General features: G+C 28.1%; 10 protein-coding genes. 4 read left to right on the top strand and 6 right to left on the bottom strand.

The annotated features are described in order from the left end of the window. Positions 1-71: 71 nt before the first annotated feature. The 4 genes from M890_RS0113710 to M890_RS0113695 form a co-directional block, all read right to left on the bottom strand. Positions 72-437 carry a hypothetical protein gene (locus tag M890_RS0113710; protein WP_028284071.1) on the bottom strand — a complete coding sequence of 122 codons (366 nt, stop codon included), beginning with the start codon at positions 435-437 and terminating at the stop codon, positions 72-74. A 15-nt stretch (positions 438-452) separates the two neighbouring features. Next, complete coding sequence (locus tag M890_RS0113705; protein WP_028284070.1) at positions 453-3,257, bottom strand: BT4734/BF3469 family protein; 2,805 nt, start codon at positions 3,255-3,257, stop codon at positions 453-455. 581 nt (positions 3,258-3,838) lie between these two features. Beyond that, the gene (locus tag M890_RS0113700) at positions 3,839-4,867 is read right to left on the bottom strand and encodes a hypothetical protein (RefSeq protein ID WP_028284069.1); all 1,029 of its coding nucleotides are present in this window, start codon (positions 4,865-4,867) and stop codon (positions 3,839-3,841) included. Between the two features lie 7 nt (positions 4,868-4,874). Beyond that, on the bottom strand, positions 4,875-5,309 hold the full coding sequence (locus M890_RS0113695) for a lipocalin-like domain-containing protein (RefSeq protein ID WP_028284068.1): 435 nt from the start codon (positions 5,307-5,309) through the stop codon (positions 4,875-4,877). Between the two features lie 178 nt (positions 5,310-5,487). On the opposite strand from M890_RS0113695, the gene M890_RS16235 reads away from it, so the two are divergent. The 4 genes from M890_RS16235 (at position 5,488) to M890_RS0113675 (ending at position 11,032) form a co-directional block, all read left to right on the top strand. Continuing rightward, entirely contained in the window at positions 5,488-5,730 is a 243-nt protein-coding gene (locus tag M890_RS16235; protein WP_036597659.1) for a helix-turn-helix domain-containing protein, read from the top strand. Between the two features lie 346 nt (positions 5,731-6,076). Continuing rightward, the gene (locus tag M890_RS0113685; RefSeq protein ID WP_028284067.1) at positions 6,077-9,487 is read left to right on the top strand and encodes a hypothetical protein; all 3,411 of its coding nucleotides are present in this window, start codon (positions 6,077-6,079) and stop codon (positions 9,485-9,487) included. Further along, positions 9,480-9,929 (top strand): response regulator, encoded by a 450-nt coding sequence (locus M890_RS0113680; RefSeq protein WP_028284066.1) that lies wholly within the window; start codon positions 9,480-9,482, stop codon positions 9,927-9,929. The genes M890_RS0113685 and M890_RS0113680 overlap by 8 nt, the downstream gene beginning before the upstream one ends. Then, complete coding sequence (locus tag M890_RS0113675; protein ID WP_028284065.1) at positions 9,926-11,032, top strand: PleD family two-component system response regulator; 1,107 nt, start codon at positions 9,926-9,928, stop codon at positions 11,030-11,032. Before M890_RS0113680 ends, M890_RS0113675 begins: the two co-directional genes overlap by 4 nt. An 11-nt stretch (positions 11,033-11,043) precedes the next feature. Here M890_RS0113675 and M890_RS16230 read toward each other — a convergent pair whose 3' ends face one another. Both M890_RS16230 and M890_RS0113665 read right to left on the bottom strand, forming a co-directional pair. Beyond that, positions 11,044-11,373, bottom strand: a complete 330-nt coding sequence (locus M890_RS16230) for a hypothetical protein (protein WP_051437546.1) — start codon at positions 11,371-11,373, stop codon at positions 11,044-11,046. Continuing rightward, entirely contained in the window at positions 11,366-11,803 is a 438-nt protein-coding gene (locus M890_RS0113665; RefSeq protein WP_028284064.1) for a 5' nucleotidase, NT5C type, read from the bottom strand. Before M890_RS0113665 ends, M890_RS16230 begins: the two co-directional genes overlap by 8 nt. Between the last annotated feature and the right edge of the window lie 179 nt (positions 11,804-11,982).

The following is an 11,982-nucleotide window of genomic DNA, read 5'->3' as shown; positions in this document are numbered from 1 at the left end:
ACGGCAAACTTGTAAGTAATGGCATTGATTGCCACCAAATCATGTGAGTTGATGGCAAACAATATCCAAAATTAAAACGGATAGTTTTCTATAATGTCTACCCCTGAAACTTTATGACTATGAATTTGTATAAAAAAAGCTCCATGACTTGCTGTTAGTTGTTCTACTTCGATTTGAGCATTATGAAAACCATTACGGTTCAGTGTGATGTGAGTGACATTATTAATATTAATAAAATAATGTTTTTTACTTTCATATAAAATGACATCTAAACTCTCTTGTCTTTCAACAATGTTAGGAATAAAACTTCCTTCTTGTGCTAAATAGTATTCAATGTATTTTTGACAAAAATTAATAACACCTTTATCACATAGTGTTTTTGATTCATTTTGAATACTTATTTCACATCCTTTAAAATTATATCTATTATTTTTCATATTTATATGGTTTTATTATGATGCCAATAGTTTAAACTCTTCTATTAGCATCAGTTTGTGTACTCGTTTGTTATTTTCTCTATACTCCTTTAAATCGTAACTATAATAGTCACACCATTTTTTTAACCAATTCTTTATTTTTCGAACAGATATATTATGGTTACTGTTAGAATAGTAAGCTTGTTTCACTTCCTCTAGACTAAATTTGTTTGAAGATAACATCTCTAAATTCTCTTCGATATATACTAAAAAATCTTCAGAGGTATCTCCAATAAGCTCTTTAAGCTTCATCGACTCAGTAGACATATGTATTAATCCTTTTTCGAAAAATAATTCTACACAACCTATCATAAAGTGGTAAAAATTGTTCCAATCATTTTCATTCCAACTTGTAAAGAACTCTCCGCCAAACTTATCAATTGGCGTGTATTTAGTTGAATAATAGCTAGATAGTGTCAAATCAAAACGGCGCCTTTTACTACTCTCGTCACTGCCCTTCAGAGGATAGTTACTACTAAGCAATAGTTTTGGGGCAAGTTGAAACGGTATTATCTCTTTATCAGAATATTTTTTCGTAACCTCCATATCGTCAGTTATTGTATTATACATATCTGTAAAATGGAAACCTTGTTTTAGGTCATCAACATAAGCAATTTCATGGGTTCTGTTTATTGGAGCTAAAGCAAAATTATCTTGAGCAGAATAACGTTTACCATCTATTCTTACTAATTTTGAGAATTTAGACAAAGCCTTACTCAGTATTCCTTTTCCGCGACCACCATTTGCTTCAGAATAAGATGTTGAACTATCTGATAAGATTACTGCTTTAGCGTTTGACTGTGCCTTATAGTTGCTAGATAGGTAACCTATAGCAGAACGAAAACTGTCAACATTTTCACCAGCAATATCAGCAACAAAAACTTCAAAATCTGATTGACCTTTAGATTCAGGATTATAATTATGTTGTATAATTTGACTTGCGTAAACAGGGTAATCCAATTCAGAGTAATTTATAAACGTATTTTGTTTACTTTTATAAATAACCAATACTCCATTCAAGAAGTATTTGTATACTGTATCTACTGAATCCCTTTGTACTTGATGTTCTTCTATCTTTAAATCTGATAAGAATAAGTCGCTAAAAATTGCGCGCTGTTTTAGAAATGTACTAACTAATAGTGTTTTGTTATCTTGGTTTTCTCTTATGTAGTCAACGATTATATTTTTTATGTCATATAAATCTAGCTCATAGATTAGGTTTTGTTTTACTATATAATATTGAAAGCTACCTCCGTTATTTAAGCAAAAAATATTTTGAGATTTTAAAAACTCTATCAACTTATATTCGTCAACCTTATAACCTGTAACCTTATTATCTTTATCGGTTATAGTGTGCCAGAAAACCTGATTACTCTCTTTTAATTTTTCTAATTCTTTTTGAACTTTCGAATCTATAAAGTCTATGTTATGTTCTTTTAGCAATGCTTTTAGTTGCTCGTCATCTTGTTGTAAAAGAGCAATTACATTTTTTTTCAGCTCATAGTTTTCCCATGGTGTAGAATTAAAAACAGATTCGTCTTTGCAAGCACTTGTTACAATAGAGTCAAGTTCATCATCACATTCGAAAATATTTGTAAATCTCTCGTGAAATAAATTTGTGATATCAGTTTCTGGAACACCTGATGAATACAATTTTATTGCTAGTTTGAAGAGGTTATTATTACGCTGACCATCTTCTAAAGAATATTTAGATTCCCAATATTTTAGTACCAATTCTTTTATTCTTTCTATCTCGTTTTCCATAAATATAGAATTCTCTTTTCTAGTTTTTGTTTCATTTTTTTGCTTCGTCATAGCCTTTTGTTTTTTTTCATGATTTAGTTTTTTTACATTTTTGCTTTTGTGATTAACTTCCACTCTGTGTGTAAACTCTTCTGCTTCTTTATTTAAATACAGGTCTTCATCATAAGAGACAAATGCTGCTCTAGTAATATCTTTACAAGCAATATCAAACCCATGTATATGAGAATAATATTCTTGCGCACCATTAAATAGTCTTATATGGTCATTATAATCTTGTCTTTTTACTTTAAGAAGTAATTTTAATCCTAATCCTTTTGGTGATGTAAATACTGAGTAAACATAAGGGTCAGATTTCAATTGTTCTTTTGTTTTTGATACTTCTTCGAAAGTTGAGAAGTCATCAAAATCAAGACATAGATAATCTGTTAATTTTATAATTTTACTTCCTGTTCTCTTGTAAAATAGACCATTGAATAGTACTACTGGAAGCTTTTTTTTCAACTCATTCTTCTCCTCTTTGCTTTTGGATTTTCGAATATTGTTAATCAATTGAGAGTATTCACCTGATTTTATTCTCTCCAATATATCATCAACTTTTAAATACTCTGGAGCATTTGAATATAAATTAGAGAAGTAAGTCACTTCTTTTTTATTTGCTATCGCTTCCATTGCTTTTTGGCGTCCAATGGGAGTGAGTTTTAAATCTAATGCTTCAAATTTCTTTTTTAAGCTTTTATATACTTTAGATTTTGAACCACTTAATCTATATTCTTCCCACACTTCTTTCTTTAGACTATAGTATTGTTGAAGTTCATCAGATGTAGTTATTGGCGTATTACAGTAAAAATTTAGAGCTAACCTTAGGTCTTCTTTAGTTATTTTACTCCCTAAAAGTGTTTCTTCAAGCTCGAAAAACTCACCTCCTTTTACAATTTGTGAATTATATATCTCTGTTAAAGTTTCGGTATCTATCGTTTCTATTTTAGAAACATTTATGGTATTGTTTTTATCAAACATTATTTTTTGTATTTATGTTATTTATATGGGAGTCTTTGATACTCCTGTTTTTTTTGTTTAAACTTTTTCTATTCATGGTGACCTATTTTTCATTATGTGACGGTTTATGTTAATCCCTTAATAATAAAACACGTAATTTTTCTTTTTTTGTTACAGATTATTTAAAAAAATTGCATTTCATTTATTTTCTACATTATATGTATGGTTAGAAGAAGCTGAAACAAGTTTAGATTGGTTTGGAATAGTTGTTTTCTTTTATTGAGATAGAAGTAGAAACAAGTTGAAACCATTTTTGACTTGGGCAATGGTTAGAAAACTATACATATTATATAAACCAATATATTACTAGAATGAATACTAAAATTTATACAAGAAAGGAACTAGCCAACTATTTTAATGTTTCCTTATGAACTGTCGACTCATGGGTCAAATCAAAAAAGATTAAGCCATTTAAAATTCAGAATATAATTAGATTTACAGAACCCGAAGTGAATGCTTTTATCAAAAAGCATTTAAATTAAAAACAAAAAAACCACTCATTTTCATGAGTGGTTTTTTTGTTTTAAGCTTTGATTATTAATCTACAATCCAAAGAGTATAACAGCACCTCGTAAAACTTGATTAAATTCAACCATGACTTCTTTTGTGTCCATGTCTAACAGTTGCATAAAGTCGTAATAGTTGTCATCATTATTATCATATAATGCTTCTACTTTTTTCTGAAGAGCTTGCCCCTTTTTAGTAGCGTCATAAGCTGTTTTAGTTTTACTTCTATACTCCGCTATTTTATCCACAAGATAATTCATCTCTTTCTTATAGATTTTCATTTTGTTAACGATGTTTTTTTCTTTAGAAGTAAGTTTTTTAGGTTTACGTTCTACAGCGTAAGGGTCATAAATATCAATATCACTATTATAAAAGTCCGTACCAGAGCCATCAACACTTTTAAAATAATTATAGATGCCATATTTAGAATAGTCTTTATCTCCTTCTAGTATTTGGTCTTTGTAAGTATTGTCGTCAGGATTATAAGAATAAGAGACTTTTATTCTGTCTGCTATGTAATAATCTCCTTTTATATTTGATTTGTCTCCCAAATAAATAAGCTTCTTAAATGTTACCCTCTTTTTAGGGATTTTATTTAGCAGTTCATTTTCTGTTAAATGTTTTGCACTCAAATTTGTACCTTCTATTTTCTTAAGTACTTTTTTACTTTCTTCTAATAAACTGGGACTATTAAAATCTACTCCTACAAAGTGCCATTTTGATTTTAATCCATTAAAGTAAGGTGCATATTTTGATAGAATTTCTGATTTTCTAATATTCAACGATTTTCTAAGTTTTCGCCCCTCTTTACCCTTTAAAGTTTCAGCGTAATCTAAATCAATTAAAATATCTTTATAATTTACTATAAACTCTTTTACGCCTTCATTATAAACACCTTCATACATTGGGTTTTTAATTTCCGCATCATAATCAGGCATATACAATGTCACTTCTTCTATGGTGTAAACACTATATCTACTAATGTCTCTAAGTTTAAAAGTTTCTTGACTAATACCCTGTATGTAATTGAATAGAAGTAGAACAACTAAAATTTTGTATTTCATATTTATGTTAATCTATTTTAGTGTATGTTTCTTCTACTAAGATTCCGCCATCATCAAAACTAATTATTAAGGTAGTGTCATTTAATTCATTTACTTGATAAGTGTCTGTTGATGCATCATCATAAGCAAACACAAGCGACTCTGCATTTATCGTAAAATCACCATAATCAAAGTCCTCATTGCAATTATCGTCAAAATATCTTTCTGTAAACATATTGTCTTCATCAAAAATGTAGCGTTCTCTTTGATTGTTACAAATTACTTGGGTTTCACTATCAACTCCGTCATGTGTAACATTACTCTCTTCCCATGTTCCTTTTAAAAGGTCTAGTTGTGTTGTTGGTTCTGCTCTTTGCTCGGTTGTATCGTCATCAGAACAAGACATAGTAAATAAGCTTGTTGCTAATAAAAGCATACTAAAAGTGATTGGGTTGTTTTTCATTATTATAATTTATTGATTAATATTTTAAGGTTTTCAAATATATTAAAGCAGGTTTTACCTTCTTTATGGTTTTCCGTAAAACCAAAGTTTAATTACACAAATGTAAAATAAAAAAAGGTTGTATTCAACCCATTGCATACAATTGGTTAAAAGTAACTAATTGTAAGCAAATTTGAATATGATAAAAAGAGAGCGAAAAAAAGACATTCCCGAATTTTGTATTCAGTTAGGCAAACACATTAGGACTTTGAGAAAAGAAAGGAATTTATCCATTGAAGAAATTGCTTTTAAAGCAGAAATTGATGCGCAAAACCTTAGGAAATATGAACTTGGCAAACAAGAAATGAAAATTTCAATGCTAAAACGTATAGCCAATGCTTTTGATATTTCAACCTCACAACTTCTGTCTTTTGATAAGTAACATATAACTATTGTTTTTCTTTTTAAATTGTAATTTGACTAGATTTAAACAATAAATTATATCTTTAACACTCCCTTAATTACTCTAATAGTTTTATGAATATAAATTCTATTTTATTCAAAAAACGTTCTAACGATGTTTTTGAAGAATAGATGGAAGTCATTATGGCAAGAGAAGACTATTCTAGAGAATAATCTGAAGACGACACCTATTTTTAACTTCCAGAAGAGTCTAAATTGGACACTCTTAAAAACAACCCTAAAGAATTGATATTATTTTAGATATAGAAATAATTAGATGATAAGACACATGGGCTGAAGTTGTAAAAAAATACGTTTATTAAAAAATGAATTATAGAAAAAAAGTAAGTGAAATATTAAGAAACAGAGCCACAACTCTACCTCAGAAAATTGACCAAATTAAGCGTAATGTAAATTCAGGTCAATTTAAAGAAGCTCTTTCTCTTAATCCCTCGTTCAAACAATTTTTATACAAAACCCCCTATTTTAAATCAATTGAAGATATACAACTGAAAGAGCCTTTTACTTTTTCTGAAGATTTGAAGATTGAGTTTAGATGGCTAACTAATATTTTAGAAAATTATTTTGGAGAAATAAATGAGTTCATAAAATTGAAAAATCATTTTGAGACACAATTAATATTAGATAAGTATGATGAAGCCAGATTAATAGTTGAAGAAATAGAATCTAAATTTGGAATTAGCCTTTGGAGTATTGAAGCTAATTTATTGTTAGAAGATAATATAAATGGGACTGAAGCCAATTGGAATTTGCTAAGTAATTACCTTACTAAGATTAAGAATCCTATTTATGAATTCATCATTAACTCCAGTAGTAAAAGAGTTGAATCTAAGATGAATTTTGAGAGCTTTTTAAATCAATTTCAAAATGACATTGACACTATAAATGCAGATGGAATGATTGAAGATTTTTTTGTATTTAAAAATTTTAATTATCCTTATTACGAGTATTCTTATAAAAATTTAGAAAGTGTTTATTACGTAGCAAATACACTATCTATAGTAGACCAATATTTGATTTTAATTGATGCTATTATTTACAATATACACAATGTAAGTAAATACGATAGGTTCTATCAAGTCTTCCTTAAAAAAGCTAAAACAATTATTCATAATGACGGTAGACTAATAAATCTTTATAATTTAGTAAATGATAAAGGCGATTATGATAAAGCTAATGACAATGAACTTTTTTTAAATTGTTCGAACTCTTATTACAAGGGGTTATTTAAAAAGACTCTTGAATTGTCTACAGAAGGATTAAAAGAAAACCCATTAGAGTTTGAATTTTACGAATTTTACTGCAAGTCTTTAATTAATTTAGAATCCGATTTTATTGAGATAGGTATTAGTGAAGGTGTTGACAAAATTCTTTTTAGTGTATTTCAGATATTTAGGTTTGAAAATGATGAAAAAGAACATTTTGATTTCCTGTTAACAATTGCATTAAAATATATGAACACAAGTTTTGGGAAACAAGTATTCAGTTTACTTTCTGAAATAGAAGCAAATAACAATAGACACTATATTAGAGGTTTGTTTTCATCTAGTTATACAACATGTAAATTTCTTTTCTTCCATCATACAAGGGAGAACATTATAAAAAATCTTGAACCTGTTAGAGATAATTTATCATTCCAAGTAGCTGAATACAAATTAGGTCTAAACACCAATTTAAAAGGATTGATTTCAAACGATTATAGACAAAATAAGACTTTTGAAGCTATAAGGTATTTTAGTAAAAAAGAATATGCTAAAGTTATAGGATTATTAGAAAATGAACCAAAACTTGATTCAGTTAATTATTATAAAGAAAGAAAAGTTAGTTTGCTTTTCAGCGCTTATCTTCATCAAAATTTAATAGGCAAAGCATTAAAATTATATGGACTTGTTTTTTTTGATGAGAATTTTAGTTCAAGAAAAATTAACACATCCCTTTTATTTACTAAAATTAAAGAGTGTAAAAATAAACAAGATTTTGAGGCGCATATTGAGTTGCCTATAGTGATGTCATTACACAGTAAAGAGTTTGACCTTTATGAAATTTATGATGATTTTTTATTCGCAAATGATATTGAAGACCTTAAAGATTTAGATATTAAATCTTTTGTACATCGTTTTGGTTTAAGAAAAACTATCTATTTCCTTGAAAATGTATCAATAATTGACACCATTAAATATTCTTCAGACTATGGTTCTATTAGCGAAGTTGAGGAGGATAGAGTTATGGTGCTTAAGATTTTGATAAAATTAAATAAAGGTTCCAAATTAGAATATGAAAAGGAAATAAATGAAATATTAAGAATCAATTCAGTTAGAAAAGTTTTAAAAGAGGTAGATGAAGGACGATTATATATTGACGTGGACAACCTTAAAAAGAATCAGATTAAAAAATTTAAAGATGATTTTAAAAGATTTAAAGAAATAGAACAATCCTCATCAGTTCAAAAATTAATTAGTTTTAACTCTTCTAATAAACAAAACTGGGACACTTTATTGTCTTTTAGCAATACCGAAGTTAACTCATTTAACTCGGCTGAATATTTAGCTTTTAAGAATATTTATTTAGAATCAAGAGAAAATTTTTTATTCAGTAAAGAACATGGGCTTGATAGTTGTCTAAGTACAAGAATTCGCCATGGGGCTCTCAAAAATCATTTAAGAAGTGTTTTTGAAAAATTAAATTTAGTTACATCTAAATTAAAGAGTGAGTACAAAGACAATGAAGTTTGGGAGCAACAATTAAATAATAATTTTGTAGAAAATATTAGAGTTCAAAAAGCATTAAAGAGCTTCTCAGCTGAAATAGATGAATACACAATATTCATTGTTGATAAGCTTATACAAATTAGAACTGAAAAATCTATTGATAAAGAATACGGGATTTTTGAATTTTTGACTAATGATGAAGTTCTTCTAGATTACTACATGAGAAATAAGGCAAATTTTGATAGTACTGAGAAAATTATTGATATGTTATTAGTCTCTTTAGTAAATCACACTTTAATTACTCTTCAAGAGGATATTGTAAGCAGGTTTAATGGAGAAATCAGACAAGTATTTCAAAGTATAATTGATAAATACATACAGGAAATAAGAGGGTATAATTTACCTCCAGATTGTGAGCTAATACCAAATTTAATCAAATCTGGTACTGAAATTCAAAAAGAATTAGAAGTGATTTCAAATTGGTTTTATTTAAATACTACAGACTCTAAATCATTACTGAGTATAAAAACAGTTATTGATGCAAGTATTGTTTTAACTAATGGTATTAATCCAAATTTCCCTATTCAACCAATAGTAAAATGTAATATAGAGCCTTTTGGGGTTTATTCTAGTTTAATCTTTGTTTTTAATATTTTTTTAAACAATATCATATGTCACTCAAAATTAAGACCAGAAGAAACATGTATTAATATTACTATAGAACAATATGAAGATTCATTCGCAAAGGTCTCCTTTCGAAATAATTTAAAGAAGGGTCATGACTATTCGTTGAATTTTAATAGACTACAAAAGGTTAAAGACAATTGGAATGACCATACTAATATCGATAGGTCAAATAAAGAGGATAAGAGTGGGTTTGATAAAATAAAAAGGATTTTACTATATGAGACTTATTCTAAAACAGATAAATTCGACTTCAGTATTTCTGAAGATGAATTATCTATAGATTTATTCTTTAAAATAACAAAAACGAATTCTAATGAATAAAGTATTAATTATAGAAGATGATGTAACTAAAATTGCTCGACTAGTTAAGTATTTTTCTAAAGATGACATCACTTTGGAAGAATCATTTCAAGGAGGTGTTACCAAATTGAAAAACAATTTTAAAGACTATGATTTTTTAATTTTAGATATGACTATTCCTTTATGGGAAAAAGGCAAGAATGATTTAGGTGGTAATTATGAGCAATTTGGAGGAGAGAAAATTCTTCGGGAAATGAAAAGGAAGAAGTACTTTTTACCTACAATACTGTTTACGATGTTTGATGTTTTTCCCACAAATAATGGAGCTATAACATTTAAAGAACTAGATAAAAGGTATAAAGAATCTTATGAAGAGTTTTATATTGGTGCAGTTCTTTTTAAGACAAATGAAGATAATTGGATTGAGAAATTGAATGAATTGATAATCAAGATAAAAAAATGAGTTTTATAAGTATTCTTATAGTTGACGATGATATAAACAAAATCACTTCGATTATAACCGCAATAAAAGAAGAGGTTACGGAAACTTTATCTATAAACCAAGCATCTTGCGTTCAAGAGGCAATTGAATATTTACAAAGAAAGGAGTTTCACCTTTTAATTACTGATTTAAAAATGCCAATTAAACATGATGATTCTCCTGATGATTCAGGAGGAGAGTCATTAGTAAGAAGTTTGTATAAAAGGAGAACAAAAGCAAATGTCCCAATGTATATTATAGGTTTAACTCAATTCATAGAGTTAAAAAAAGACTTAAAGAATGTTTGGAATGTTTGGTATTATGATGCAAGTGAAGAGAAATGGAAAGATAGTTTAAGAGATTTAATATTTCATATCAGTTTAGTTAAATCAAGGATAAACGTCGAAAAAATAGAAACCTTATTTGTAGAAGGAACAACTGATAAGAAAATAATTGAATTCACTATTTCAAAGTTTTATCCTGATAAACAAAAGCTATTATTCATAGACACTATAAAATATGGAGGAGGAGCTTCTTGGGTTGAAAGGCAGTTATTTATTTGGGGAAAACAGTTAGGTATAAAACCAAATGATAAACAATATTTAAAAGCAATTGGACTATTTGATGATGATAAAGCAGGTAAAGATTCAATTGATAAACTAAGAAGTCTTATCGATATAAACTCTGCTGAATCTAAAACATTTCTAATAAGAAAATGCAGCGCTAAATATTCTCCAATATTAAAATCCATAAAGAAAAAGGGGATTACATTCCCTACTGTTATTGAGGATTTGCTTTCTGAAAGCATTTGGGAACAAGCTAAAACGAATGGGTGGTTAGAAAAAAGAGATTTAACTAAGTTGGTATTTGATGATACAAAAATTAGTATATCGATTAAAAAGGATATTACCGAAAAGGAATTAGAGAAATTAGGATTTACTAATTTGGAATCTCTTATTATTTTATATAAAATCGATGATGATTATAAAAAAACATTTGCAAACCTAATTCTTGAATTTGAAAAGGAATCACTTATGCCCATGAAGTATCTTGTAGATGATTTTTTTGAATCATTAAATTTATAATTTTAATAGGTCTATAGGTCTTTAGGGAAATAATAACTAGCAGAATACTGTAGTTCTTCTCCTGTATTTACAAATTCACTAAAAGCTTTATTGTACCATGATGGGTCGGAGGGCTTACTTGAATAATCATCATATAATTTCACACCAAAATAATGATTATCAGAATCCCATGGTTCGATTCCGTATATACCAATTCCTAAATTCTCTACTCGAGATAAAAGAACTTTAAAATCTGATTTTGTAAAATAATAAATTGAAGATGCATCCCAACCAGTATTTAAATTGGTTAGTCCTTTGTAAATATTTTCTGTTAAGTATTTTTCTTTTTGTTTATCAGTCATCTATAGTTTCTTTTTTAAGTAAATAATTTACAACCAAATTCCAATTTTCAAAATTCTTCTGACCAAAATGGATATGTTCTCCAGAAAAACGGTCAACACCATTAGCTAACCTGTCATCAATAAGATAATGACCTGTGTTTAAATGTTTGTTATGCGATAATATTAATCGCTTATAGGCTAATTCAGGTAAATATTTTTTAACCCATGCTACTTTTTCTGATGCTGCTGTTGGGTTGTCCCAAGGGCTGGTGGAAAGAATGTATACATCAAAATGTTTTGCTAGTATTTCAAAGGATTTAATTGCGTTCTTCATTGGTTTCATAAGAGAAAAAATCCCTTCTATGTCATCCATATTGTCTTTAAATTTCTCCTTTACAGTCTCATCTAATAAAGGGAACGCTGAACGGAAGTCTACCAATACATTGTCCATATCAATGTAGAGGGTTTTTTTGTTTGTTTTATTCAAATATTACTCTTTTTTGTTAGTCTTAAAAATACGAAAAATCATGTAAAAATTATAGAAAACTATCCGTTTTAATTTTGGATATTGTTTGCCATCAACTCACATGATTTGGTGGCAATCAATGCCATTACTTACAAGTTTGCCGT

The organism is Olleya marilimosa CAM030 (assembly GCF_000518485.1).
GTDB classification, from domain to species: Bacteria; Bacteroidota; Bacteroidia; order Flavobacteriales; family Flavobacteriaceae; genus Olleya; species Olleya marilimosa.
The sequence above is the reverse complement of the archived record's forward strand: the minus strand, read 5'-3'. Positions and strand labels throughout refer to the sequence as shown.

Coding starts and splice junctions, on each gene's coding strand:
- M890_RS0113710 (WP_028284071.1), bottom strand. CDS start 437: ATGAAAAATAATAGATATAATTTTAAAGGATGTGAAATAAGTATTCAA.
- M890_RS0113705 (WP_028284070.1), bottom strand. CDS start 3,257: ATGTTTGATAAAAACAATACCATAAATGTTTCTAAAATAGAAACGATA.
- M890_RS0113700 (WP_028284069.1), bottom strand. CDS start 4,867: ATGAAATACAAAATTTTAGTTGTTCTACTTCTATTCAATTACATACAG.
- M890_RS0113695 (WP_028284068.1), bottom strand. CDS start 5,309: ATGAAAAACAACCCAATCACTTTTAGTATGCTTTTATTAGCAACAAGC.
- M890_RS16235 (WP_036597659.1), top strand. CDS start 5,488: ATGATAAAAAGAGAGCGAAAAAAAGACATTCCCGAATTTTGTATTCAG.
- M890_RS0113685 (WP_028284067.1), top strand. CDS start 6,077: ATGAATTATAGAAAAAAAGTAAGTGAAATATTAAGAAACAGAGCCACA.
- M890_RS0113680 (WP_028284066.1), top strand. CDS start 9,480: ATGAATAAAGTATTAATTATAGAAGATGATGTAACTAAAATTGCTCGA.
- M890_RS0113675 (WP_028284065.1), top strand. CDS start 9,926: ATGAGTTTTATAAGTATTCTTATAGTTGACGATGATATAAACAAAATC.
- M890_RS16230 (WP_051437546.1), bottom strand. CDS start 11,373: ATGACTGATAAACAAAAAGAAAAATACTTAACAGAAAATATTTACAAA.
- M890_RS0113665 (WP_028284064.1), bottom strand. CDS start 11,803: ATGGACAATGTATTGGTAGACTTCCGTTCAGCGTTCCCTTTATTAGAT.